The sequence below is a fragment of the Streptomyces sp. NPDC015346 genome (genome assembly GCF_043078785.1).
GTDB lineage: Bacteria > Actinomycetota > Actinomycetes > Streptomycetales > Streptomycetaceae > Streptomyces.
Genome location: NZ_JBIBTW010000006.1, coordinates 246735 through 272328, shown reverse-complemented (window position 1 = coordinate 272328; position 25594 = coordinate 246735). Strand labels below are relative to the sequence as shown.

The following is a 25594-nucleotide window of genomic DNA, read 5'->3' as shown; positions in this document are numbered from 1 at the left end:
TGAACGACCGCACCACCGCGTAGGACGAAGCGGCGGGCCCGAGTGACTCACCCGGGCCCGCCGCTTCGTCGTACGCGGTGACCACTCCGATCACCCCGACGACTCCGACCACCTCCGAACCCTCGTCCCAGAGACGGGGGTTCTTCGCGTTCCACCTGGAGGACCCCTGTGAACCGGCACCTGGACTGGGAAGGCTGCTTCAACACCCGCGACCTCGGCGGCATCCCCACCCGCGACGGCCGCACCACGGCCCGGGGCGCGCTGGTGCGCTCCGACGCCGTGCACCGGCTGACCGCGCGCGGCTGGCAGCGGCTGTGGGAGTACGGCGTCCGTACCGTCATCGATCTGCGCAACGCCGACGAGCCGGGGGAGGACGCCGCTCCCCGCCCGGCGGGCCTGACCACCCTGCGGATCCCCCTGCACCCCGCCGGGGCGGTCACCGACGGGATCTGGGGCCGCGGCACCCCGCTCGCCTACCGGGCGTTCCTCCGGGCCCACCCCGGGCAGACCGCCGCGGTCCTCGCCGCCGTCGCCGCCGCGAAGGAGGGCGGCGTCCTCTTCCACTGTGCGGTGGGGCGGGACAGGACCGGCCTGGTCAGCCTGGTGCTGCTCGCCCTCGCGGGCGTCTCGCCGGCCGAGATCGCGGCCGACTACGACCTGAGCGCCGACCGGCTCTCCCCGCTGTTCGCGGCGGTCGGCGAGCCCGACCCGCGGCATCGGCTCGCGGCGCTCCTCGCCCGGGAGGGAACCACGGTGCGCGGCGCGGTGGAAGCGGCGCTCGACTCCTTCGACCCCGAGGCGCACCTCGGCGCGGGAGGGCTGTCCGGACAGCAGATAGCCGCCGTCCGCACAAGGCTGACGGCGGCTTCCTGAAGCCTTCCGGCGGGGACCCCGAAGGCCCGGGCCCGGGTCACACGGTGGCGAGACCGAGGACGATCGGCGCGGCGGAGACCAGCAGCAGGATGATCGGGAACGGGGTGCCCTTGACGTCCTTGACGCGCAGGTGGGAGATCACGGCGCCGACGAAGTACAGGACGACGCCGATCGCGGCGGCGATGCCCAGGGGGCGGTACCAGATGCCGATCAGCAGGCCGGCCGCACCGGCGAACTCCGCGAGGGCCAGCAGCGGGTACCAGCTCTGCGGGACGCCGAGACGGGTCATGGTCTCGACGATGTCCTTGTCCTTGACGAGCTTGGACCGTGCGGAGAAGACGAGCATGAAGGAGATCAGGGCGGCGAGGACGACGTAGGCGATGAACATCTGGGGGCTCCCATTGTTGGTTGTCTGAGATGATTGAAGCGTATCAACGATTCGCCGATGCCGACAATATAGCGTCTGCTACGGTGTGGATATGGCAGCGGATGTGGAGATGGCAGCGGAGAAGAGAACGGGCGAGCCGACGGACCGGCTGGGCTTCCTCCTCGCCCACCACGGCGCGATCGCCGACAGGCGGGTGCGCGGTGCCCTCGGCGTGACGGGTCTGACCCCCCGGCACGCGATGACGCTGATGTACCTGGCGGACGGACCGGTGACCCAGCAGGCGCTGATCGAGGTCCTCGGCGTCGACCCGAGCGTGGTCGTCACCCTCCTCAACGATCTGGAGCGCGACGACCTGGCCCGGCGCCGCCGCGACCCCGCGGACCGGCGCCGCCACATCGTGGAGATCACCCCGGAGGGGACCACCGCGCTGAAGGCCACCGACGCCGCGCTCACCGCGGCGGAGGAGGAGCTCTTCGCCGACCTCTCCGCCAGGGACCGGACCGCGCTGCGCCGGCTGCTGACCCGGATCAGGACAGCGGCCGACGACTACGCCTGCGACTAGTAGCGGTAGTGGTCCGGCTTGTACGGGCCTTCGACGGGGACGCCGATGTAGGCGGCCTGCTCCGGGCGCAGGGTGGTGAGCTTCACGCCGAGTGCGTCGAGGTGGAGGCGGGCCACCTTCTCGTCGAGGTGCTTGGGCAGGACGTAGACGTCGGTGGGGTACTGCTCGGGCTTGGTGAACAGCTCGATCTGGGCCAGGGTCTGGTCGGCGAACGAGTTCGACATCACGAACGAGGGGTGCCCGGTGGCGTTGCCCAGGTTCAGCAGACGGCCCTCGGACAGCACGATGACCACCTTGCCGTCGGGGAAGGTCCAGGTGTGGACCTGGGGCTTGACCTCGTCCTTGACGATGCCCGGGATCTGGGCCAGGCCGGCCATGTCGATCTCGTTGTCGAAGTGGCCGATGTTCCCGACGATGGCCTGGTGCTTCATCCTGGCGATGTCGGACGCCATGATGATGTCCTTGTTGCCGGTGGTGGTGATGAAGATGTCGGCGGTCTCGACGACGTCGTCGAGGGTGGCGACCTGGTAGCCGTCCATCGCGGCCTGGAGCGCGCAGATGGGGTCGATCTCGGTGATGATGACGCGGGCGCCCTGGCCGCGCAGGGATTCGGCGCAGCCCTTGCCGACGTCGCCGTAGCCGAAGACGACGGCGGTCTTGCCGCCGATGAGGACGTCGGTGGCGCGGTTGATGCCGTCGATCAGGGAGTGGCGGCAGCCGTATTTGTTGTCGAACTTGGACTTGGTGACGGCGTCGTTGACGTTGATGGCGGGGAAGAGGAGGCGGCCTTCGCGGTGCATTTCGTAGAGGCGGTGGACGCCGGTGGTGGTTTCTTCGGTGACGCCGCGGATGTCGGCGGCCATCGCTGTCCAGTCCAGGGTGGTGGTCTTCAGCAGTTCGAGGATGACGCGGAGTTCGTCGTTGTCGGCTGTCGCCGGGTCGGGGACGGTGCCTGCCTTCTGGTATTCGACGCCTTTGTGGACGAGGAGGGTGGCGTCGCCGCCGTCGTCGAGGATCATGTTGGGGCCGGGGGCGTCGGGCCAGGTCAGGGCTTGTTCGGTGCACCACCAGTACTCGTCGAGGGTTTCGCCTTTCCAGGCGAAGACGGGGATGCCCGCGGCGGCGATGGCGGCGGCGGCGTGGTCCTGGGTGGAGTAGATGTTGCAGGACACCCAGCGGACCTGGGCGCCGAGGGCGACCAGGGTCTCGATGAGGACGGCGGTCTGCACGGTCATGTGCAGGGAGCCGGTGATCCGCGCCCCGGCGAGCGGCTGGGTGGCGGCGTACTCGCGGCGGATCGACATCAGGCCGGGCATCTCGTGCTCGGCCAGCGTGATCTCCTTGCGGCCGAACTCCGCCAGCGAGATGTCCGCGACCTTGAAATCCGTGAAACCGTCGAGATCGGGGCGGGGGAGAGTGTCAGCCGTGGGCTGCGAGGACATGCGTGCTCCTGAATGAATGCCGGATGTTCTGGTGGATCTCGACGGAAGCCGTCGAGCGGTTCAAGGTGATGTAGTGCAGCCCGGGTGCGCCCTCGGACAGGAGGCGCTCGGCCATGACCGTCGCGTACTCCACGCCGATGCGGTGACCGTCCGCCGGACTGTCACTCGCCGCCTCCAGGCGGGCCGCGAGCGCTCCGGGGAAACGGGCGTCGCTCAGCTCGGCGAAGCGTCTGATCTGGCGGAAGTCGGTCGCGGGCATGATCTCGGGGATGATCGGGGTGTCGCAGCCGGCCGCCGTCACACGGTCGCGCAGCCGCAGGTAGTCCTCCACGTCGAAGAACATCTGCGTGATGGCGTAGTCGGCACCCGCCCGGCACTTGGCCACGAAGTGGCGAATGTCCTCGGCCCATGAGGCCGAGCGCGGGTGGCGCTCGGGGAAGGCGGCCACGCCGACCCTGAAGTCCCCCAGATCACGGATGAGTTCGACAAGTTCGGACGCGTACCGCAGGCCGCCGGGGTGGGGGACCCAGGCGCCCTTGGGGTCGCCGGGCGGGTCGCCGCGCAGGGCGAGGACGTCACGGATCCCCGCGTCGGCGTACCGGCCGATGATCTGACGCAGCTCGGCGACCGTGTGCCCGACGGCGGTCAGGTGGGCCACCGGGCGCAGGGTGGTCTCGGTGGCGATGCGGTGGGTGACGTCGATCGTCCGGTCACGGGACGAGCCGCCGGCGCCGTACGTCACCGAGACGAAGTCCGGCGCGAGCGCCTCCACTCGGCGGATCGCGTCCCACAGGGTCCGCTCGCCGGCGTCCGACCGGGGAGGGGAGAACTCGAAGGAGAAGGTCGGGGCCTGCGAGGGGTTCATCGTCGGCCTCCCGCGTTGAAGTAGCTGGCTTCGGGGTGGTGGACGACGATCGCGTCCGTGGACTGCTCGGGGTGGAGCTGGTACTCCTCCGACAGCTGGACCCCGATGCGTTCGGGCCGTAGCAGGTCGGCGATCTTCGCGCGGTCTTCGAGGTCGGGGCAGGCGGGGTAGCCGAGGGAGTACCGGCAGCCCTGGTATTCGGTGCGGAGCATTCCCTCGATGCCGGCCGGTTCCATGGCGCCCGCGATGCCCCACTCGGCGCGTACCCGTGCGTGCCAGTACTCGGCCAGTGCTTCGGCCAGCTGCACGGACAGGCCGTGGAGTTCGAGGTAGTCGCGGTAGTGGTCGGCGGCGAAGAGCTTCGCGGTCTCCTCGCCGATCCGGGAGCCGACGGTGACGACCTGCAGGGCGAGGACGTCGACCTCTCCGGAGTCCTCCGGGCGGAAGAAGTCGGCCAGACACAGGCGGCGGCCCCGCTGCTGGCGGGGGAAGGAGAAGCGGGTCCGCTCGCCGCCGTCCTCGTCCAGGACGATCAGATCGTCACCCTTGGAGACGCAGGGGAAGTAGCCGTGGACCACGGCCGCCTCCAGAAGGCGGCCGGTCTGGAGCCGCTCCAGCAGACCCCGCAGCCGAGGCCTGCCCTCCGCCTCGATCGTGGCCGCGTCCTTCAGACCCCACTGCCCCTTGAACAGCGCCGTCTCATCCAGCCAGGACGCGTACTCCTTCAGCTGGATACCCTTCGTGACACGCGTGCCCCAGAAGGGGGGCGTGGGTATGGGGTTGTCGGTGGCGACGTCCGAACGGCCGCCCGGCTCCGGCTCGTTGATCTCGATCGGTGTGTCGCGTTTCGGTACTCGGCGCTGCTTCAGCTCGGGAAGTACGGCTCCGGGCACCCCGCGCTTGATTCCCATGAGGGCGTCCATGAGGCGCAGGCCCTCGAAGGCGTCCCGGGCGTAGCGGACCTCGCCCTGATAGATCTCGTGCAGGTCCTGCTCGACATAGGCCCTGGTCAGGGCGGCGCCGCCGAGGATGACGGGGAAGCGGCCGGCGAGACCGCGGCCGTTGAGCTCCTCCAGGTTCTCCTTCATGATCACCGTGGACTTGACCAGCAGACCGGACATCCCGATCACATCGGCCCGGTGCTCCTCGGCCGCTTCCAGGATCGCGGAGACGGGCTGCTTGATCCCGATGTTGACCACGTTGTAGCCGTTGTTGGAGAGGATGATGTCGACGAGGTTCTTCCCGATGTCGTGGACATCGCCCCGGACGGTGGCGAGCACGATCGTGCCCTTGCCGTCGTCGTCGGTCTTCTCCATGTGCGGTTCGAGGTAGGCCACGGCGGTCTTCATGACCTCGGCGGACTGGAGCACGAACGGCAGCTGCATCTGACCCGAGCCGAAGAGCTCGCCGACGACCTTCATGCCCTCCAGGAGGGTGTCGTTGACGATGTCCAGGGCGGCACGGGTCGTGAGGGCCTCGTCGAGGTCGGCCTCCAGGCCGTTCTTCTCGCCGTCGATGATGCGTCGCTGGAGGCGCTCGTCGAGCGGGAGGGCCATCAGCTCCTCGGCACGCCCCGCCTTCATCGACTTCATGTTGACGCCCTCGAACAGCGCCATCAGCTTCTGCAGCGGGTCGTAGCCCTCGGAGCGCCGGTCGTAGATGAGATCGAGGGCGGTGGTGACCTGCTCCTCGTCGAAGCGGGCGATCGGCAGGATCTTGCTCGCGTGCACGATCGCCGAGTCCAGACCCGCCTTCACACACTCGTCGAGAAAGACGGAGTTGAGCAGAACCCGGGCCGCCGGGTTGAGACCGAAGGAAATGTTCGACAGACCAAGCGTCGTCTGCACATTCGGCCGGCGGCGCTTGAGCTCGCGGATCGCCTCGATCGTCGCGATGCCGTCCTTGCGGGACTCCTCCTGCCCGGTGCAGATCGTGAAGGTGAGGCAGTCGATCAGGATGTCCGACTCGTCGATACCCCAGTTGCCGGTCAGGTCCTCGATCAGCCGCTCGGCGATGGCGACCTTGTGCTCGACCGTCCGGGCCTGGCCCTCCTCGTCGATCGTCAGCGCGATCAGCGCCGCACCGTGCTCCTTCGCGAGCGCCGTGACCCTCGCGAACCGGGACTCCGGGCCGTCACCGTCCTCGTAGTTGACGGAATTGATGACCGCCCGGCCGCCGAGCTTCTCCAGACCTGCCCGCAATACCTCGACCTCGGTGGAGTCCAGCACGATCGGCAGCGTCGAAGCGGTCGCGAAACGGCCCGCCAGCTCCGCCATGTCCGCGACACCGTCACGCCCCACATAGTCCACGCAGAGGTCGAGCATGTGCGCGCCCTCACGGATCTGGTCGCGGGCCATCTCCACACAGTCGTCCCAGCGGCCCTCCAGCATCGCCTCACGGAACTTCTTCGAACCGTTGGCGTTCGTCCGCTCCCCGATCGCCATATACGCCGTGTCCTGCCGGAACGGCACATGCGAGTACAGCGAGGAAGCTCCCGGCTCGGGCCTAGGCTCGCGGACGGCCGGGGTCAGGTCGCGGACCCGCTCGACGACCTGGCGCAGGTGCTCCGGGGTGGTACCGCAGCAGCCGCCGACGAGCGAGAGTCCGTACTCGCGGACGAAGGTCTCCTGGGCGTCGGCCAGTTCGGCCGGCGAGAGCGGATAGTGGGCGCCGTCCTTGCCGAGGACGGGCAGTCCGGCGTTGGGCATGCAGGAGAGCGGGATACGGGAGTGGCGGGCGAGATAGCGCAGGTGCTCGCTCATCTCGGCCGGGCCCGTGGCGCAGTTCAGACCGATCATGTCGATGCCCAGCGGCTCCAGGGCGGTCAGCGCCGCCCCGATCTCCGAACCCAGCAGCATCGTGCCGGTGGTCTCCACCGTCACGGAACAGATCAGCGGTACGTCGAGGCCCAGCGCGTCCAGGGCGCGGCGGACGCCGATCACCGACGCCTTCGTCTGCAGCAGATCCTGCGTCGTCTCCACCAGCAGCGCGTCCGCGCCGCCGGCGAGCATCCCCTCGGCGTTCCGCTGGTAGGCGTCCCGCAGGGTGGTGTACGGAGCGTGGCCCAGCGTCGGCAGCTTCGTACCCGGACCCATCGAACCCAGGACCCACCGCTGCCGCCCGGTCGAGGCGGTGAACTCGTCCGCGACCTCCCGTGCGATCCGCGCCCCCGCCTCGGACAGCTCGTGGACGCGCTCCGGGATGTCGTACTCGGCCAGCGCCGCGAAGTTCGCGCCGAAGGTGTTCGTCTCGACGCAGTCCACGCCCGCGGCGAAGTACTCCTCATGCACCGAGCGGACGATGTCCGGCCGCGTGACGTTCAGGATCTCGTTGCAGCCCTCCAGCTGCTCGAAGTCCTCCATCGACGGATCCTGTGCCTGGAGCATGGTGCCCATGGCTCCGTCGGCCACGACCACGCGGGTCGCGAGTGCCTCGCGGAGGCGGGCGGCGCGAGTCCGGCTGTCGGCGGAAGGGGGTGGCGACGAGGCCATGGGTGAGCTCCCTGGGATGCGACGGCTGTCGGCTTGGTCAGCTAGGTCAGCTTGGTCGGCTTGGTCGGCGAAAGTGGTGGCGGGCGGGTTCACTGCCCCTCCCGCCGCCGCACCAGCGCCGCGTGGGCGACGGCGAGCGGGATCAAGAGGCAGGCGGAGATCAGGTTGAGCGCGCCGTAGCCGCCGACCGCGACGACCAGGCCGGCCAGCGCCCCGCCGACGCCCGCGACGACGCTCATCACCAGGTCGGACAGGCCCTGTACGGACGCTCTCGCGTGCTCGGCGACGGAGTCGGTCAGCAGCGCCGAGCCGGCGACGATCCCCGCCGACCAGCCCAGGCCCAGGACGAAGAGTCCAGCCGCGCTCTGCGCATGGTTCGGGCCGGCGGTGCCCGCCAGCAGCGCGGCGGCCGCGAGCAGTGCCATGCCGAGGGCGATCACCGGCAGCGGGCCGAGGGTGTCGCTGAGCCGGCCCATGACGGGTGCGAAGGCGTACATGCCCGCCACGTGCCCGCTGATGACCAGGCCGATGAGCTCGATGCCGGCGCCGTGGCCCGCCAGATGCACCGGAGTCATGGCCATCACCGCCACCATCACGGTGTGCGTCACGGCGAGCGCCGCGAGCGCGAAACGGGCCCGCGAGGAGCCGGCGTTCGCGATCAGCGCGGCCCGCGGGTTCCGGCTCTCGGCGGCCGGCTCGACGGGGGCGAGGGCCCGCGCAGTCAGCAGCGGGTCGGGGCGCAGGAGGACGCCGATCACGCCGGCCGCGACGAGGAAGACCACCGCGGCCCACAGGAACGGCCCGGCGGCCGCCGGCAGACCGAGCGGGGTGACACTGCGGCCGGCCGGCGCGGACACGTTGGGGCCGATGACCGCTCCGACGGTCGTGGCCCACACCACGACGGCGATGGCCCGGCCCCGGCGCTCCGGCACCGCCAGGTCGGCGGCGGCGAACCGGGCCTGCAGGTTGGCGGCGGAAGCCGCCCCGAAGCCGGCCATGCCCACCAGCAGCAGCGTGAAGCTGTCGAGCGCGGCCGCGGCGACCACGATCGCCGCGCCGACGGAGCCGCAGAGGTAGGCGACGACCAGGCCGACGCGGCGGCCGTACCGGTTCATCAGCGCCCCCAGGGGCGCGGAGCCAAGAGCGGTCCCCGCCACCACGGCGGTGGGGGCAAGACCCGACAGGGCGGCGCTGCCGCCGATCTCCTGCGCGAGTACGGCGGCGAGCGCGATTCCGGTCGCCACACCGAGGCCGCCGAGAACCTGCCCGGCCACGAGCACGCCGGTCACCCGCCGCCGCAGGGCGGGCAGATCCCGCTCGGACACGGCAGCAGCCGGACCGGAGGTCGTCTCGGGCTTCTTGAGGCCCGCCGAGGTTTTCGCCACCGCCGCAGTGTGCCCGTGGAAACCGCCTGAAACAGCGGGCCCGGTCTGTTCTGCTGCAACTCCTGACAGAGATTTCGTAATCGAAGACGGACCCGACGCCCGCTTGACCTGACTTGAGCCTCGCCAAAGCTTTGAGTCCGACGGCCCGGGTCCGACCACCCAGGGCCCCTGTACCCCGGACGGGCGGCACTGCGATCATTTCTCCAGGACTGGGCAAGCGCTGGGAGGAGACCGACCGTGGTCGTGCCGCACACCGATCCGTCCGCGGCGGCCACGGCCGACGCGGTGGCCGTCGCCGCCCGGCTGGCCGCCCCCGGAGCGCCCTTCGCCGTCGAGGACGGTGTGTACGTCGAGGGCCCCCGCACACTGCGCGAGTTCGTCGAGGCGACCTGGGCGTACGGCGACCGGCCGTTCCTGGTGTCCGAGGACGGGGTGCTGACCTACCGGGCGTTCTTCGACGCCGCCTGCGGACTGGCCCGGCGCTTCGTCGACGACCACGGGCTGCGCCCCGGGGACCGGGCCGTCGTCGCGATGCGGAACCACCCCGAGTGGCAGATCGCCTTCTGGGCCGCCCAGCTCGCCGGCCTCGTCGCCGTCCCCCTCAACGCCTGGTGGACCGAGGAGGAGTTCTCCCACGCCCTCGACGACTGCACGCCCGGGATCCTTCTCGTCGACGGGGAGCGGGCCGGGCGGGTCGAGCGCTGGGCGCGCGAGCACCGGGTGCCGGGCATCGTCTTCCACCCCGAGACCCACCCCGAGTCCCGCCCCGGGTTCCACCCCGAGTCCCGCCCCGGGTTCCACCCCGAGTCCCGCCCCGAGACCGGGGCGCGGCTCCCGGACGGCTTCCGGGTCTACGCACCCGACACCGATCCGTACCTCGGTCCGCCGCCCGTCGAGGTCCTGCCCGAGCACGACGCCACCATCATCTACACCTCCGGGACCACCGGACGCCCCAAGGGCGCCGTCGCCACCCACCTCGCTCAGGCCGGGGCGGCGATGAACCCGCGGTACTACGCCGCCGCTTCCGCCCTCGGCCGCGGCACCGTCCCCGGCCAGGGCCCCACGCCCGTGTCGCTGACGACGTTCCCGTTCTTCCACGTCGCCGCGTTCACCTCCTTCTACTCCGTCATGGCCGCCGGCGGCTCCCTCGTCCTGATGCGGAAGTGGGACCCGGCCACGGCCCTGGAGCTGATCCGGCGCCACGGCGTCACGCACTACGCCGGCGTGCCGACGACCGCGCTCGGCCTGCTCGACCTCGCCGAGCGCGTCGGCGATCCCCTGACGAGCCTCGTCATGCTCAACACCGGCGGCGCCGCCGCCCCGCCCGAGATCGTCGCCCGGCTCACCGCCGCGTACGGCGAGCGTGTCGAACCGCGCAACGGGTACGGACTGACCGAGACCTGCGGCGGCGTGCTGGCCAACTTCGGCGCCGAGTACCGCGCTTACCCGACGAGTGTGGGGCGGCCGACCCCGGCCACCGAGGTGCGGATCGACCGGCCCGACGCCGACGGGATCGGCGAGCTGTGGCTCCGGGGCCAGTCTCTGGTCCGCGGCTACTGGGGCGACGAGGCCGCCACCCGTGAGGCCTTCACCGAGGACGGCTGGTTCCGCACCGGCGACCTCGCGCGGATCGTCGACGGCCGCGTGACCGTCGTCGACCGGCTCAAGGACATGGTGATCCGGGGCGGCGAGAACGTGTACTGCGCCGAGGTCGAGGCCGTCCTCCACGACCACCCCGACGTGGCGGACGCGGCTGTCCTCGGCGTACCGCATCCCGCCCTCGGCGAGGAGGTCGCGGCCGTGCTGCGGCTGCGGGAGGGGGCGGCCGTCACCGTCGAGGAGCTGCGGGCGCACGTCGGGGCGCGCCTTGCCGCCTTCAAGGTGCCCGCCCACGTCCACGTACGGCAGGAGGAGTTGCCCCGGAACGCGACCGGGAAGGTCCTCAAGCGCGAGCTCAGGGAACAGCTCAGGGAACAGCTCACGGACCAGCTCAGGGAACAGCTCACGGAGCGGGTCAGGTCCGCGTGACGCGGACGCGGTAGGCGCCCTTGTCGTCCTCGTCCACCACCGTGATCCGGATGCCGTTCGTCCGGTCCGTGAAGGTCTCGCCCGGCCGGTACGGCGCGTCCGACAGCTCCGCGTGGACGTTGGGCCTCCGGGTGCAGCCGCCGCTGTCCCGGTCGCTGTCCGACACGGTGATGGGGCCGTGCCCGGTGTCCACGTCCGACTCGACCCGGTAGATCAGGACGCCGGGCTCGCAGACGGCCTCGTCGTTGCCGTCCCGGGTGCGGACCTCGACGGCGTACCCCGACTGCTCCGACAGCGGTACGAAGGCGAGTTTCCGGCCACCCTTGGTGGCCAGCGGGGTCAGCGTGTACTCGCTGGTGCCGGTCCTCGACGCGCAGCCGATCTGGTCGTCGTCGAGCCAGCCGAGCTTCCACTTGTGCCAGCCGAGGAAGTCGTTGTTGGCCCCCCAGTCCTCGGACATGATGTCCCAGTGCCCGACCGTGCCGCCGCCGTCGACGGTGTAGAGGTCGGGCAGTCCGAAGACGTGGCCGTTCTCGTGCGGCAGGACCCGGTAGCCGGTCTCGGCGTAGGTGCCGGAGCCGTCGTCCTGGCGGCTGTAGACGAAGGACGTGTTGGAGAGCGGGACGCCGTCCGCGTAGGGCGCCTCCGCGTTGCCGGAGAAGGTGACGGACAGGACGGTGTCCAGGGCCGAGGGCCCGGCGTTCGGGGTGACCAGGATGTTCACCAGGTCGTACGCGCTGAAGTCCACCTTCGCGTCGGCGGACTTCACGATGTCCTCGACGAGCCCGCGGTAGCCCGGTTCGTACGGAGAGCCGCGCTCTATCCCGTACGAGGAGAAGGCCTGCGGCATCCGCAGCCAGTCGGGTATCGGGGCCTCGGGGGTGTAGTGGAGGCGCCCGTACGAGCTGGTGCGGAACCACTCGGAGGTCTTCGGGAAGAACTCGCCCAGGCGGCCGAGGGCCGTGCCCTCCCCGGGCGCGTCCGGGAAGTCGATCATCAGGTTGAGGGCCTTGATCCGGCCGGTGGAGCGGACGTATCCGGGGGCGGTGGGCAGCCCCTCCGACATCTGCACACCCATCGTCGTCGCGATCCTGCACGGAGCGAGCGGCGCCTCACCGGGAGCGGAGGCGACCGGTCCCGCCGAGACGGGGGCGGGCCCGGGGAGGCTCGTGCTTGCGGTGGCCAGGGCGGCGAGCGCGAGGGCCGCCACCGCGCCCAGGGCGAGGGGTCTGCGTATCCGCCGGCGGGTCTGCTGCATGCGGTCGCCTCTCTGATCGCTCTGTCCGATCAGCCTGTGGCGGCCGCTCCGGGGGCGCGCGCCGGATTGGACCGATCGTGGGAATCCGGCCGACGGCAGTCCTGTGGCCCAGGTCACAGTGGAAGCGGGAAATAACCGGGGACTCCCTCCCCGTTTACGCCTGTGTTCGAGGAAGTGGGGACTCGCTCCCCGGATATCCGAGGTCCGCGAAGACGTGGACGCGAAGACGTGAAGGAGGGCCGGCGTGAACATCACCGCCGACGCCACGGCCGGCGCCACCGCCGACGCCACCGCCGACGCCACGGCCGACGCCACGGCCGGCGCCACCGCAGCTACGGCAGCGGGCGCCGCGCCCGCCCGCCGCCCGCTCCGCCCGCGCGCCGACGCCCTGCGCAACCGCGAGCGGATCGTGACGGCGGCCCGCGAGATGTTCGTCGAGTTCGGCCCTCAGGTGCCGCTCGACGAGATCGCGCGCCGCGCCGGAGTCGGGAACGCCACGCTCTACCGCAACTTCCCCGAGCGCGCCGACCTCGTCCAGGAGGTCGTCCTGTCCGTCATGGCCCGCACCACCGACCTGGCGGCGGAGGCGACAGCGGAGGAGAGCGACACCTTCGAGGCGCTGCGCCGCTTCACCCATGCCGCGGCCGACGAGCGGATCGGCGCCCTGTGCCCGATGCTCGACGGCGCCTTCGACCGCGACCACCCCGAACTGCGCGCCGCGCGCGAGTGCCTGGAGGAGGCCGTGCAGGGCCTCGTCGACCGCGCGCAGCGGGCGGGCCGGCTCCGTGCGGACGTCGGCGTCGGCGACCTGCTGATCGCCGTCTCCCAGCTGACCCGCCCCCTGCCGGGCACCGCCTGCGTGAACATGGACCGCTTCGTCCACCGCCATCTGCAGCTGTTCCTGGACGGCCTGGAGGCGCCCGCGCGCTCCGTGCTGCCCGGCTCGGCCGCCACCCTGGAGGACCTGCGGAGGGACTCCCGCCCGGCGTGACCCCACCCCGATCCAGCACCCTGACTCTTCCGTAACTCCCTTACCCCGTACGTCCGTTCTTTTCCCTTACGCACCAAGAGGTGGCTACCCCCATGCCCGAAACAGATCCCAGGCGCTGGAAAGCGCTGGTCTTCATCGCCCTCGCCCAGCTGATGGTCGTGCTGGACGCGACGATCGTGAACATCGCGCTGCCCTCCGCCCAGCAGGACCTCGGGATCTCGGACGGCAACCGGCAGTGGGTCATCACGGCCTACGCGCTGGCCTTCGGCGGACTCCTGCTCTTCGGCGGCCGCATCGCCGACCTGTGGGGCCGTAAGCGCACCTTCGTGGTGGGTCTCATCGGCTTCGCCGCCGCCTCCGCACTGGGCGGCGCCGCGACCGGCGAGGCGATGATGCTCGGCGCCCGCGCGCTCCAGGGCGCCTTCGGCGCGCTGCTCGCACCGGCCGCGCTTTCGCTGCTCGCGGTGATGTTCACCGACGGCAAGGAGCGCGCCAAGGCCTTCGGCATCTACGGCGCGATCGCCGGTGGCGGCGGCGCCGTCGGCCTCATCCTCGGCGGCTTCCTCACCGAGTACCTGAACTGGCGCTGGACCTTCTTCGTCAACATCCCGTTCGCGATCATCGCCGCCGTCGGCGCGTACTTCGTGATCCGTGAGCCGGCCGGCGGCCGCAACCGCTCGCCGCTCGACATCCCGGGCGTGGTCCTCTCCACCCTCGGCCTGGTCACGCTCGTCTACGGCTTCACCCGCGCCGAGTCCGAGGGCTGGTCCGACGCGACGACGGTCGGTCTCTTCGTCGCCTCGGCGGTGCTGCTCGCCGCCTTCGTCCTCACCGAGTCGAGGGTGAAGTCCCCGCTGCTGCCGCTGCGCGTCCTGACCGAGCGCAACCGCGGCGGTGTGTATCTCTCGCTGGGTCTCGCCGTCATCGCGATGTTCGGCCTGTTCCTCTTCCTCACCTACTACCTGCAGATCGTGAAGGGGTACTCGCCGGTCAAGACCGGCTTCGCGTTCCTGCCGATGATCGTGGGCATGATCACCGGATCGACCCAGATCGGTACGCGGCTGATGACGCGGGTTCCGCCGCGCTGGCTGATGGGCCCGGGCTTCTTGACCGCCGGTGCCGGCATGCTGCTGCTCACGCAGCTGGAGGTCGACACCTCGTACGCCGGTCTCATCCTCCCGGCCCAGCTGCTGCTCGGCCTCGGCATGGGTACGGCCTTCATGCCGGCCATGTCGCTCGCGACGCACGGCGTCGACCCGCGGGACGCCGGTGTGGCCTCCGCGATGGTCAACACCTCGCAGCAGGTCGGCGGCGCCATCGGTACGGCCCTGCTGAACACGATCGCCGCCTCGGCCACCACCGCGTACCTCACCGACCACGCGGCCGGTGCCACCACCCCGGCCGCCCAGAAGCTGCTGGCGCTCCAGGGCATGGTCGAGGGTTACGCGGCGGCCATCTGGTGGGCGGTCGGCATCCTGGTCGTCTCGGCCCTGATCGCCGTCACCTTCATCAACACCGGGAAGCCGGGCGGCGGGCCGGTGGCCGGCTCGGCCACGGGTGACGGCTCCGGTGCGGGCGCGGGCTCCGGTGAGGGTGTGGGCGTCGAGGACGAGGTGAAGATCCCCGTCATCGCGCACTGACCGTTTCAGGCGACGCCGCGCCGCGCCGTGATCTGCCCTGGCTCCTCAGCGGAGCCAGGGCAGATCCGCGTGCGGGTCCGAGGGCTGGAGCCCCTCGGCCATCACCTTCATGATCTCGCCGAGCTGCTCCACCTGCCGGGGCGTGAGCCGGTCGAACATCGCCTGCCGTACGGCGGCGACATGGCCGGGCGCGGTCCGCTCCAGGACCGCGTACCCCTCGTCCGTGAGGTACGCGAACTGCCCGCGCTTGTCGGAGGGGCAGTCCTCGCGCAGCACCCAGCCGTTCTTCTCCAGGCGCGCGACCGCGTGCGAGAGCCGGGAGCGGGTGATCTTCGCCCCCTTGGCCAGCTCGGTCATCCGCAGCCGCCGCCGGGGCGCCTGGGAGAGCTGGACGAGCAGCCCGTAGTAGACGTGCGGCATCCCGGCGTCGCGCTGCAGCTGGCGGTCGAGGTGGTCCTCGAGGAGGGTGGTGGCATGGAGGTACGCGCGCCAGACGCGCTGTTCCTCGTCGCTGAGCCAGCGGGGTCCGTCGGTGGGTGCCATGGTCATGTATCTATCCTATGGCCCATCCTTGAAAGTTGAACTACGTCGGGTCTAAGCTCGTCATGTCAGGTGGGCTTGAATATTCAATGAATCTTCAATGAGTCTTCGGCTCGACGATGCTGCACGTCAGGAGGCGGTCGTCATGGACGCCACGCTCGCACGGATGCCCGCTCTCTACCTCTCCCACGGCGCCCCGCCGCTCGCCGACGACCCGCTGTGGCCCGCCCAGCTCGCCGCCTGGTCCGCCGACCTGCCCCGGCCGAAGGCGATCCTGATCGTCTCCGCCCACTGGGAGGAGGCCCCGCTCGCCCTCGGCGCGACCGAGACCGTCCCCCTCGTGTACGACTTCTGGGGCTTCCCCGAGCACTACTACCGCGTGCGGTACGGCGCGCCCGGCGCGCCCGAGCTGGCGGCGTCGGTGCGCAAGCTGCTGCAGGGGCCCGGCACGCCGGTGCAGGACATCCCCGACCGGGGCCTCGACCACGGGGCCTACGTGCCGCTGGTCGAGATGTTCCCCGACGCCGACATCCCCGTCCTCCAGATCTCCATGCCCACCCTCGATCCACGGCGGCTGATGGACATCGGCCGCAGGCTCGCGCCCCTGCGGGACGAGGGCGTCCTGATCGTCGGCAGCGGCTTCTTCACCCACAACCTGGCCGCGCTGCGGCACGTCGGGGAAGGGGTGCCCGGCTGGTCGGCGGAGTTCGACGACTGGGGCCGCCACGCCCTGGAGGCCCGGGACGTGGACGCGCTCCTCGACTTCACGCACAAGTCCCCGGCGGGCCGGCTCGCCCACCCGCGCACGGAGCACTTCGCGCCGCTGTTCGTCACCCTGGGCGCGGCGGAGGCGGCGGGAGACCTGGACGACGGACGCAGCGTGATCGACGGCTTCTGGATGGGCCTCGCCAAGCGGTCGGTCCAGTTCGGCTAGGCCTCTCGGCCAGGCCTCTCGGCTAGGCCTCTGGGCTCGGCTTCGCGGCGGGCCCGAGGTCGGCGGGCCCGAGGCGCTTCTCGTACCAGGCCACGTCCCAGTACCGGCCGAACTTCCGGCCCACCTCTCCGTACGTACCGATGTGGCGGAAGCCGAACCGGGCGTGGAGGCGGGCCGAGGGCTCGTTCGGCAGTGCGATGCCGGCGTAGGCGCGGTGGACGTCCTCGCCGGCGAGCGCCTCGAAGAGCGCTCCGTAGAGCAGCGTCCCGACGCCCCGTCCGGCGGCGTCGGGGGAGAGGTAGACGCTCACCTCCACGGAGGTGGAGTACGCCGGCTTGGGGCGGAAGGCGCTGCTCGCCGCCGGCAAGGCCTCTCCCTAGGCCTCTGGGCTCGCCTTCGCGGCGGGCCCGAGGTCGGCGGGCCCGAGGCGCTTCTCGTACCAGGCCACGTCCCAGTACCGGCCGAACTTCCGGCCCACCTCTCCGTACGTACCGATGTGGCGGAAGCCGAACCGGGCGTGGAGGCGGGCCGAGGGCTCGTTCGGCAGCGCGATGCCGGCGTAGGCGCGGTGGACGTCCTCGCCGGCGAGCGCCTCGAAGAGCGCTCCGTAGAGCAGCGTCCCGACGCCCCGTCCGGCGGCGTCGGGGGAGAGGTAGACGCTCACCTCCACGGAGGTGGAGTACGCCGGCTTGGGGCGGAAGGCGCTGCTCGTCGCGTACCCGAGAATGCCGCCATCGGTTTCTTTCCGGTCGTTCCGGACATGATGAGCAACCAGGAGGCGGTGCGGGCCGTCTTCAGGGTGGGAGCGGAGCCAGGGAAGCCGCTGCTCCGGTGTGAAGGGTTCCGTGTCGAAGGTGATCGCGGTCTCGCGGACGTAGTGGTTGTACAGCTCCGTGAGCGACGCCAGGTCGCCCTCCGTGCCCGGCCTGACCTGCACCTCTGTGTGTTCGGACAGCATGCGACCCCCCTCGAAGGCGGCACAGGGTACTGCATGATCGCGAAAATCGATGTGTCGCGTGGGAATTCTGTCCTGATTCCAGTCGTTGTTTCCGTCGGATGCAGGGCACCCGTAAGGGTGTCGCGACCTACTCAGCAAGGGAGCACGCATGGCAACCCGTGCCGTCGCCCGTCGTTCGTCCGCCACCAGCGGTGGCAGCAGCGCGCGGGCAAGCAGCGTTCGCGCCGTGGGCGGGGAGATCGCCGACCGCGACCTGGTCGGCATGTACCTCGACGAGATCGCGCGCACCCCCCTCCTCGACGCCGCCAAGGAGGTCGAGCTCTCCCAGGACATCGAGGCGGGTGTGTACGCCCGGCAGATCCTCGACGGCACAGTGACATCAGCCGCTGCCGGGACGGGGGCCGGCGAGGCGGGCGGCGGCGCGTCCCGCGAGGAGCTCGAAGCGCTGGTCGCCGCGGGTGAGCGTGCCAAGGACCTCTTCATCAAGTCCAATCTGCGACTGGTCGTCGCGGTGGCCCGCCGCTACCCCCGCAGCGGACTTCCGCTCCTCGACCTGATCCAGGAGGGGAACGCCGGCCTGGTCCGCGCGGTCGAGAAGTTCGACTACGCCAAGGGCTTCAAGTTCTCCACGTACGCCACGTGGTGGATCCGTCAGGCCATCACGCGCTCCATAGCCGACCAGTCCCGCACCATCCGGCTCCCCGTCCACCTGGTGGAGGAGCTCGGACGGATCCGTCGCGTCCAGCGCGAGTTCAACCGGGAGAAGGGCCGTGAGCCGGAGCCGGCCGAGATCGCGGCCGAGCTGGGCTCGACCCCGGAGCGGGTCGTGGACGTCATGGACTGGGCGCGCGACCCGGTCTCGCTCAACATGTCGGTGGACGACGAGGGCGAGACGCAGTTCGGCGACCTGCTGGAGGACACCTCGGCGGTCTCGCCCGAGCAGTCCGTCATGACGCTGCTGCGCAGCGAGGAGCTCGACGATCTGATCGACAAGCTCGACCACCGTACGGCGTCCATCATCCGCATGCGGTACGGCATCGAGGACGGCCGGGAGCGCACGCTGACGGAGGTCGGCAAGGAGCACGGCCTGACGCGCGAGCGGATCCGCCAGATCGAGAAGCACGCACTGCTGGAACTGAAGAAGATGGCCCGCGACACCGGCTTCGACGCGGTCGCCTGAGGACCTGGTCCGGAGGATCCGGTCTTGAGGGCGCCGGGCCCGGGGCGCTCGGCCTCCCGGGCCCGGCACCCACTCAGGCCTTCGTCGCCTCCGTTCGTGGCCCCGCCGCCGAATTGAGGCGGGCCGACAGCTCCCGCACGTAGGTGATCAGCTGATCCGGCCCGTGGATCGTGAAGTCGCAGTCGACCAGGGCCAGCCTGAGGGCCAGCCACTCGACGGAGTCGGCGGCCCGCGCCCGCAGTCGGCAGGTGTCCGCCGTGACCGCGGTCGGCGGCAGGTGGGAGGGCAGCCGCGCCGCCACGAACTGGGCGGGGGCCGCGAAGCTCACGTCCAGATCCAGCTCCGGCTGGGCACGGGACATCGAGCCCGTCAGGACGGCCGCCGCCCCGCCCGTCGGCAGCTCCCGGGCCGTGTACCGCGCCCCCGTCGCGAACGGGTCGGACACCCGGTCCACCCGGAACGTCCGCCAGTCCGACCGCTCCAGGTCGTACGCCACGAGGTACCACCGCCACCCCGTCGACACCAGCCGGTACGGCTCGACGAGCCGCTTCGACTCGGTGCCGTCGCCGGCCCGGTAGCCGAACCGCACCTTCTCCCGCGCCGTCACCGCCCCCGCGAGCGTCGTCAGCGTCTGCGGCGCCACCGTCGCGCCGTCCCCGCGCGTCAGCGGGATCGTCGCGTTCTGCAGGGTGGAGACCCGGTGCCGGAGCCGGGACGGCAGCACCTGCTCCAGCTTCGCCAGCGCCCGTACGGACGCCTCCTCCACCCCCTCGATCGCGTGGCCCGCCCCCGCCCGCAGGCCCACCGCGATCGCCACCGCCTCCTCGTCGTCGAGGAGCAGCGGGGGCATCGCCGCCCCCGCGACCAGGCGATAGCCGCCCACGGCGCCGCGCGAGGCCTCCACCGGATACCCGAGGTCCCGGAGTCGGTCGATGTCCCGGCGGATCGTGCGCGGTGAGACCGCGAGCCGTTCGGCCAGTTCGCTGCCCGGCCACTCGCGCGGCGTCTGGAGGAGCGAGAGCAGATTCAGTAGGCGTGCCGGAGTGTCCGTCATGAGTCCCAGCATGCCGTTCATCTAGGACATGACCTGACCTATACGGCCTCTAGTTTCGTCATATGAGTTCACACGACGCCGTCACGGAGGCGGCCACCGACCGCAGACGATGGATCGCCCTCGCCATCGTCATGACCGCCGCTTTCATGGATCTGGTCGACGCCACGATCGTCAACATCGCGATCCCGAGCATCGAGCGCGATCTCGGCGCCTCCTTCGGCCACATCCAGTGGATCACCGCCGGCTACGCCCTCGCGTTCGCCGCCGGCCTGATCACGGGCGGTCGGCTCGGTGACATCTACGGCCGCAAGCGGCTCTTCCTCCTCGGCACCGCCGGCTTCACCGTCGCCTCGGCGCTCTGCGGCTTCGCGGTCGGCCCGGAGATGCTGGTCGCCTCCCGCCTGCTCCAGGGCGCGGCCGCGGCGATGATGGTGCCGCAGGTCCTGTCGATCGTCCACGTCACCTTCCCCGCCCACGAACGCGGCAAGGTCTTCGGCCTGTTCGGCGCGATCATCGGCCTGGGCGCGGTCTCCGGACCGCTGCTCGGCGCCCTGCTCACGCAGTGGAACATCGCGGGCCTGGAGTGGCGGCCGATCTTCCTCATCAACCTGCCGGTCGGCATCGCGGGTCTGCTCCTGGGCCGGAAGTTCATCATCGAGTCCAAGGCCCCGAAGGCGCTCCGTCTCGACCTGGTCGGCGTGCTGCTCGTGACGCTGGCACTGCTGATGCTCATCTACCCGCTGACGCGGGGCCGGGAGCTGGACTGGCCGCTCTGGGGCCACCTCTGCATGGCCGGCAGCCTCGTCGTCTTCGGCGTCCTCGTCGCGTACGAGAAGTACAAGACGAGGAAGGACGGCTCCCCGCTGGTCGAGCTGTCACTGTTCCGGGTGAAGAGCTTCGCCGCGGGCATCGCGGTGCAGCTGACCTTCGGTGTCGTGATGGGCATCTTCTTCCTGGTCTGGACGCTGTACATGCAGATCGGGCTCGGCTGGACCCCGCTGAGGGCGGGTCTGACGGGGGTGCCGTTCTCGATCGCCGTCTCGACGGCGGCCGGTCTGTCGGTGCAGAAGCTGGTCCCGCGCTTCGGCCGGAAGGTGCTCCAGGCGGGCGCGCTGACGATGGCGGCCGGTGTGCTGCTCTACATCTGGGTGGCCGGGCGGTACGGCACGGACATCCACACCTGGCAGATGATCCCGCCGCTGGTCGTCATGGGCCTGGGCATGGGCCTGATCGTCGCCCCGCTGACGGACGCGGTCCTCTCCGACGTACCGCGCGAGCACGCGGGCTCGGCCTCGGGCCTCATCAACACGACCGGGCAGATGGGCAACGCGCTCGGGCTCGGCCTGGTCTCGGTCGTCTTCTACGGAGTGATCGACGAGGAGCGTCTGGCGCGGGTGCCGGGCGAGGTGGGGGCGGCGTTCACGGACGCGTTCCAGAACGCGCTGGGGTGGGCGGTCGCGGTGCTCGCCGGGATCTTCCTGGTGATGTTCGCGCTGCCGAAGAAGCCGAAGCAGCACGTGGAGGGCGCGGAGGAGTCGGCGGTCGAGCCGGTCGAGCCGGTCGAGCCGGTGCGTGAGGAGCCTGCTCTCGCCCACTGAGCGCCGACGCCGAAGCCGACGCCGACGCCGGTGCTGGCGACAGCGACAGGGCCCGGCCTGGGGATCACCCCGGGCCGGGCCCTGTCGTATGCCCAGGTCTGTTTACTTTCCGGACATACGGACGTAGCCTGCTGCTGAAACCACAGGTTCGGGCATGGAACGGACGTAAAACCACATGTACGCACCGGAGCGACAGCAAGAGATCCTGCGGCTCGCCCGCGAGAGCGGACGCGTGGACGTCCTCTCCCTCGCCGAGGAGTTCCAGGTCACCGCCGAGACCGTCCGGCGCGACCTCAAGGCCCTCGACCGGGCCGGGCTCGTCCGCCGGGTGCACGGCGGGGCGATACCGGCCGGGCGGCTCGACTTCGAGCCCGACCTCGCCGAGCGCGAGTCCACCGCCGCCGACGAGAAGGACCGCATCGTCCAGGCCGCCCTCGGCGAACTCCCCGAGGAGGGAAGCGTCGTCCTCGACGCCGGGACCACCGTCTCCCGCCTCGCCGCCGGCTTCCCCCTCGAATGCGGGCTGACCGTCGTCACCCACGCCCTGCCCGTCGCCGCGCGCCTCGCCGACCACCCCGGCATCGACCTCCACCTCGTCGGCGGCCGCGTCCGCCACCGCACCCGCGCCGCCGTCGACGCGTGGGCGCTGCGCGCGTACGGAGAGATCCGCGCCGACGTCGCCTTCCTCGGTGCCAACGGCTTCTCGCCCGAACACGGTCTCACCACCCCCGACCTCGCCGAGGCCGCCGTCAAGCGGGCCGTGATCGCGTCCGCCCGCCGGGTCGTGCTGCTCGCCGACTCGGCCAAGCACGGCGAGGAGCACTTCGCCCGCTTCGGCGACCTCACCGACGTCGATCTGCTCATCACCGACAGCGGGCTCAGCCCCGAGGACGCCGCGGCGATCGAGGCCGCGGGAACGGAAGTCGTACGCACATGATCCTCACCGTCACCCCGAACCCGTCGCTGGACCGGACGTACGAGGTACCGGCCCTGGAACGCGGCGAGGTGCTGCGGGCCTCCGCCGAACGCATGGATCCCGGCGGCAAGGGCGTCAACGTCTCGCGCGCCGTCGCCGCCGCCGGGCACCGCACCGTCGCCGTCGTCCCGCTCGGCGGGGCGCCCGGCGCGCTCGTCGCCCAGCTCCTCGCCGAACAGGGCATCGAGGTCGCCCCGGTGCCGGTCGCCGGACACACCCGTTCCAACATCGCCCTCGCGGAGCCGGACGGAACGCTGACGAAGGTCAACGCGCCGGGTCCTGAACTCACGTCGGACGAGTCGGAGACCCTGCTGTCGACCGTGGGCGCGTACTCCCCGGCCGCGGACTGGATCGCCTGCTGCGGCAGCCTGCCACGGGGGCTCGCACCCGAGTGGTACGCCGAGCTGGTCACCCGCGCCCACGGCGCGGGGGCCCGGATCGCGCTCGACACCTCGGGCCCCTCGCTCCTCGCGGCCCTCGCGGCCCACCCGGACGTCGTCAAGCCCAACGCGGACGAGCTGGCGCAGGCCGTCGGCCGCCCGCTGGCCACGGTCGGCGACGCGGTCAAGGCGGCGGAGGAGCTGCGGGAGCGGGGCGCGGGCGCGGTCCTCGCGAGCCTGGGCGCGGACGGCCAGCTGCTGGTCTCCGGCGCCGGCACCTGGTACGCCACCGCGGCCGTGGACGTCGTCCGCTCCAACGTGGGCGCCGGTGACGCGTCTTTGGCCGGCTTCCTCGCGGCGGGCGGTGAAGGCCCCGACGCGCTGGCGGCGGCGGTCGCGCACGGCGCGGCGGCGGTCGGCCTGCCGGGGAGCGAGATGCCGAGCCCGGCCCACCTGAACCCGTCGGCGGTCACGGTGACCGCGGACGTTCCCCTCGACCGAGTACTCAGCGAGCAAGGGAGCCCGCGATGAGCAAGATGATCACCGCGGACCTGGTCGACCTCGACCTGTCCGCCGGCACGAAGGAAGCGGCGGCCCGCTCGCTCGCGGAGCGCATGGTCGCGCTCGGCCGGGTGACCGACCTCGACGGCTTCCTCGCGGACGTCGCCGCCCGCGAGGCCCAGATGCCGACCGGCCTCGACGGCGGCATAGGCATCCCGCACTGCCGCAGCCCCCACGTCGTCGCCCCGACCCTCGCCTTCGGCCGCGCCCCCCAGGGCATCGACTTCGGCGCCCCTGACGGCCCGGCGGACCTGATCTTCCTGATCGCGGCCCCCGCAGGAGCGGACGACGCCCACCTGACGATCCTCTCCTCCCTGGCCCGCCGCCTGATGAACGCGGACTTCACGACGGCCCTGCGCGCCACGACCTCCCCCACGGACGCGGCCTCCCTCATCTCGGGCGAGGAGCCCCCGACGCCGGCGCCTTCCCAGGAAGCGGCACCTGCGGGAATCGCGTCGGCTTCGCCCGGCGCCGAGGCAGCGGAGGCTGGGGCCGGAGCCCCGGCCCTTGGGGCTGACGCCCGGTCCGCCGGGGCTGAGGTCCCGGCCGTCGGGGCCGACGCTTCGGCGGGGGCGCCCGAGTCCGGCACGGGGGCCGACGCCCCGACCCCTGGGGCTGGTGCCCTGCCCACCGGGGTCGACGCGCAGGCCGGGGCGCACGAGTCCGGCACCGGAGCCGAGGCCTCGACCCCCGGGGCTGACGCCCTGCCCACCGGGGCTGATGCCCCGCCCCCCGGGGCCGACGCTTCGGCAGGGGCGCCCGAGTCCAGCACGGGGGCCGTGGTCCCGGCCACCGGGCCGGACTCCCCGGCTTCGGCGGGAGCGGCGCCTTCGGTCAGCGCGCCCGCCGCGGCGGCGGAAGGTGCCGACGGATCGTCCGCCCCGTCAGCCACGGCCGACAGCGAGGCGGCGGTCTCCGGAGGCGAGGGCCCGGCTGACGGGGGAGGCCCCAGCGACGGCGGTCGGCCGGGATTCCGAATTGTCGCCGTCACCTCCTGCCCCACCGGGATCGCGCACACCTACATGGCCGCCGAGTCCCTCGAGAAGGCCGGCCGTGCCGCCGGGGTCGAGGTCGTCGTCGAGACGCAGGGGTCCGCCGGGTTCGCCCGGCTCGACCCCGCCGTCGTCGCCGCCGCCGACGGCGTGATCTTCGCGCACGACGTCCCCGTACGGGAGAAGGAACGCTTCGCCGGGAAGCCGACCGTCGACGTCGGCGTCAAGGCCGGCATCAACCGGCCCGCCGCACTCATCGACGAGGTCCGCGCCAAGGCCGAGCGCGGCGAGACCACCGAGCCCGCCAGGCCCGGCACCCCGGTCGAGAACGCCGGCCAGGCCGGTGAGGGCTACGGCACCAAGCTCCGTAAGTGGCTGATGTCCGGCGTCAGCTACATGGTCCCGTTCGTCGCCGCCGGCGGTCTCCTCATCGCCCTCGGCTTCGCCATCGGCGGCTACGCCATCGACAAGGCCCCCTCCGTCGCCGAGCACTTCGCATGGGGCCAGGCCGACAGCTGGGCCGCGCTGCTCTTCCAGATCGGCGGGCTCGCGTTCAGCTTCCTCGTCCCCGTCCTCGCCGGGTACATCGCCTACGGCATGGCCGACCGGCCCGGTCTCGTCCCCGGATTCGTCGGCGGCGCCATCGCGCTCACCATCAACGCCGGTTTCCTCGGCGGTCTCGCCGCCGGCCTCATCGCGGGCGGCACCGTCCTCGCCATCCAGAAGGTGAAGGTGCCCGCGCCCCTGCGGGGCATCATGCCGGTGGTGGTGATCCCGCTGCTCGCGTCGATCGTCGTCGGCTTCCTGATGTTCCTGGTGGTCGGCAAGCCGATCGCGAGCCTCCAGAAGGCGATGACCGACTGGCTGTCGGGCCTGTCCGGCGCGAACGCGGTCATCCTGGGCGTGATCCTCGGCCTGATGATGTGCTTCGACCTCGGCGGCCCGGTCAATAAGGTCGCGTACGCCTTCGCCGTCGGCGGTCTCGCCAACCCCAACGAGGGTTCGCTCAAGGTCATGGCCGCCGTGATGGCCGCCGGCATGGTGCCGCCGCTCGCGATGGCGCTGGCCACGGCCGTCCGGGGCAGGCTCTTCACCCGGACCGAGCGGGAGAACGGCAAGGCAGCCTGGGTCCTCGGCGCCTCGTTCATCAGCGAGGGCGCCATCCCGTTCGCCGCGGCCGACCCGCTGCGGGTCATCCCCTCGGCGATGGCGGGCGGCGCGGTCACCGGCGCCCTGTCGATGCTCTTCGAGTGCACCCTGCGGGCCCCGCACGGCGGCGTCTTCGTGATCCCGCTGATCGGCAACCCGCTGCTCTACCTGCTGGCGATCCTCGCGGGCACGGTCGTCAGCGCGGGCCTGGTGATCCTCCTGAAGGGCGCGCGCAGGCCGGTCCCGGGCGCGGCGGAGGAGCAGCCTCAGGCCGGGACGAAGGTGGCCGTGGCGGCCTGACCCCACTGAAAAGGGCGGTGCGCATCAGCGCACCGCCCCTCAGCGGAAT

Annotated in this window: 20 protein-coding genes and 1 pseudogene; 11 read left to right on the top strand and 10 right to left on the bottom strand. The window is 71.5% G+C overall.

The window, feature by feature from the left end; translation table 11 throughout:
* Positions 1–168 precede the first annotated feature (168 nt).
* On the top strand, positions 169–873 hold the full coding sequence (locus ACF06X_RS23515) for a tyrosine-protein phosphatase (RefSeq protein WP_392289242.1): 705 nt from the start codon (positions 169–171) through the stop codon (positions 871–873).
* A gap of 37 nt (positions 874–910) precedes the next feature.
* Here the strand turns inward: ACF06X_RS23515 and ACF06X_RS23510 are convergent, their stop codons facing one another.
* On the bottom strand, positions 911–1261 hold the full coding sequence (locus ACF06X_RS23510; protein WP_392289241.1) for a DoxX family protein: 351 nt from the start codon (positions 1259–1261) through the stop codon (positions 911–913).
* Positions 1262–1352: 91 nt separating this feature from the next.
* Between ACF06X_RS23510 and ACF06X_RS23505 the strand changes: the two genes are divergently transcribed.
* Positions 1353–1823, top strand: a complete 471-nt coding sequence (locus tag ACF06X_RS23505) for a MarR family winged helix-turn-helix transcriptional regulator (RefSeq protein WP_392289240.1) — start codon at positions 1353–1355, stop codon at positions 1821–1823.
* Here the strand turns inward: ACF06X_RS23505 and ahcY are convergent.
* The 4 genes from ahcY to ACF06X_RS23485 form a co-directional block, all read right to left on the bottom strand.
* Entirely contained in the window at positions 1820–3265 is a 1446-nt protein-coding gene (ahcY, locus tag ACF06X_RS23500; RefSeq protein WP_392289239.1) for an adenosylhomocysteinase, read from the bottom strand. The genes ACF06X_RS23505 and ahcY overlap by 4 nt on opposite strands.
* Complete coding sequence (gene metF, locus ACF06X_RS23495; protein ID WP_392289238.1) at positions 3243–4130, bottom strand: methylenetetrahydrofolate reductase [NAD(P)H]; 888 nt, start codon at positions 4128–4130, stop codon at positions 3243–3245. The genes ahcY and metF overlap by 23 nt, the downstream gene beginning before the upstream one ends.
* The gene (gene metH, locus ACF06X_RS23490) at positions 4127–7621 is read right to left on the bottom strand and encodes a methionine synthase (protein ID WP_392289237.1); all 3495 of its coding nucleotides are present in this window, start codon (positions 7619–7621) and stop codon (positions 4127–4129) included. Before metH ends, metF begins: the two co-directional genes overlap by 4 nt.
* A gap of 89 nt (positions 7622–7710) precedes the next feature.
* Complete coding sequence (locus tag ACF06X_RS23485) at positions 7711–9006, bottom strand: MFS transporter (protein ID WP_392289236.1); 1296 nt, start codon at positions 9004–9006, stop codon at positions 7711–7713.
* A 243-nt stretch (positions 9007–9249) separates the two neighbouring features.
* Here ACF06X_RS23485 and ACF06X_RS23480 point away from each other — a divergent pair, with 243 nt between their 5' ends.
* On the top strand, positions 9250–11034 hold the full coding sequence (locus ACF06X_RS23480; protein ID WP_392289425.1) for a class I adenylate-forming enzyme family protein: 1785 nt from the start codon (positions 9250–9252) through the stop codon (positions 11032–11034).
* Here the strand turns inward: ACF06X_RS23480 and ACF06X_RS23475 are convergent.
* A complete protein-coding gene (locus tag ACF06X_RS23475; RefSeq protein ID WP_392289235.1) occupies positions 11021–12292 on the bottom strand; it encodes a M6 family metalloprotease domain-containing protein in 1272 nt (423 codons plus the stop codon). The genes ACF06X_RS23480 and ACF06X_RS23475 overlap by 14 nt on opposite strands.
* 388 nt (positions 12293–12680) lie before the next feature.
* Between ACF06X_RS23475 and ACF06X_RS23470 the strand changes: the two genes are divergently transcribed.
* Both ACF06X_RS23470 and ACF06X_RS23465 read left to right on the top strand, forming a co-directional pair.
* Positions 12681–13283: a TetR/AcrR family transcriptional regulator gene (locus ACF06X_RS23470; protein ID WP_392289424.1), complete on the top strand. Its 603-nt coding sequence runs from the start codon at positions 12681–12683 to the stop codon at positions 13281–13283.
* A 92-nt stretch (positions 13284–13375) separates the two neighbouring features.
* Positions 13376–14923, top strand: coding sequence for an MFS transporter (locus ACF06X_RS23465; RefSeq protein WP_392289234.1), 1548 nt, complete (start codon positions 13376–13378; stop codon positions 14921–14923).
* A 45-nt stretch (positions 14924–14968) separates the two neighbouring features.
* Here ACF06X_RS23465 and ACF06X_RS23460 read toward each other — a convergent pair whose 3' ends face one another.
* A complete protein-coding gene (locus tag ACF06X_RS23460) occupies positions 14969–15472 on the bottom strand; it encodes a MarR family winged helix-turn-helix transcriptional regulator (protein WP_392289233.1) in 504 nt (167 codons plus the stop codon).
* Positions 15473–15608: 136 nt separating this feature from the next.
* Here ACF06X_RS23460 and ACF06X_RS23455 point away from each other — a divergent pair, with 136 nt between their 5' ends.
* Positions 15609–16397 (top strand): dioxygenase, encoded by a 789-nt coding sequence (locus ACF06X_RS23455; RefSeq protein ID WP_392289232.1) that lies wholly within the window; start codon positions 15609–15611, stop codon positions 16395–16397.
* 22 nt (positions 16398–16419) lie between these two features.
* Here ACF06X_RS23455 and ACF06X_RS23450 read toward each other — a convergent pair.
* Both ACF06X_RS23450 and ACF06X_RS23445 read right to left on the bottom strand, forming a co-directional pair.
* Positions 16420–16758 (bottom strand): annotated as a pseudogene (locus ACF06X_RS23450) (GNAT family N-acetyltransferase); the annotation flags it as partial.
* A 15-nt stretch (positions 16759–16773) separates the two neighbouring features.
* Positions 16774–17355, bottom strand: coding sequence for a GNAT family N-acetyltransferase (locus ACF06X_RS23445; protein ID WP_392289231.1), 582 nt, complete (start codon positions 17353–17355; stop codon positions 16774–16776).
* A 148-nt stretch (positions 17356–17503) separates the two neighbouring features.
* On the opposite strand from ACF06X_RS23445, the gene ACF06X_RS23440 reads away from it, so the two are divergent.
* On the top strand, positions 17504–18535 hold the full coding sequence (locus ACF06X_RS23440) for an RNA polymerase sigma factor RpoD/SigA (protein ID WP_392289230.1): 1032 nt from the start codon (positions 17504–17506) through the stop codon (positions 18533–18535).
* Positions 18536–18608: 73 nt separating this feature from the next.
* Here ACF06X_RS23440 and ACF06X_RS23435 read toward each other — a convergent pair whose 3' ends face one another.
* On the bottom strand, positions 18609–19589 hold the full coding sequence (locus ACF06X_RS23435) for a helix-turn-helix transcriptional regulator (RefSeq protein ID WP_392289229.1): 981 nt from the start codon (positions 19587–19589) through the stop codon (positions 18609–18611).
* Positions 19590–19651: 62 nt separating this feature from the next.
* Here ACF06X_RS23435 and ACF06X_RS23430 point away from each other — a divergent pair, with 62 nt between their 5' ends.
* The 4 genes from ACF06X_RS23430 to ACF06X_RS23415 all read left to right on the top strand — a co-directional run bounded on the left by ACF06X_RS23430 (position 19652) and on the right by ACF06X_RS23415 (position 25545).
* Positions 19652–21187: an MFS transporter gene (locus ACF06X_RS23430; RefSeq protein WP_392289228.1), complete on the top strand. Its 1536-nt coding sequence runs from the start codon at positions 19652–19654 to the stop codon at positions 21185–21187.
* A 175-nt stretch (positions 21188–21362) separates the two neighbouring features.
* Complete coding sequence (locus ACF06X_RS23425; RefSeq protein ID WP_392289227.1) at positions 21363–22124, top strand: DeoR/GlpR family DNA-binding transcription regulator; 762 nt, start codon at positions 21363–21365, stop codon at positions 22122–22124.
* On the top strand, positions 22121–23074 hold the full coding sequence (gene pfkB / locus ACF06X_RS23420; protein WP_392289226.1) for a 1-phosphofructokinase: 954 nt from the start codon (positions 22121–22123) through the stop codon (positions 23072–23074). Before ACF06X_RS23425 ends, pfkB begins: the two co-directional genes overlap by 4 nt.
* Complete coding sequence (locus tag ACF06X_RS23415; RefSeq protein WP_392289225.1) at positions 23071–25545, top strand: fructose-specific PTS transporter subunit EIIC; 2475 nt, start codon at positions 23071–23073, stop codon at positions 25543–25545. The genes pfkB and ACF06X_RS23415 overlap by 4 nt, the downstream gene beginning before the upstream one ends.
* Positions 25546–25594 lie beyond the last annotated feature (49 nt).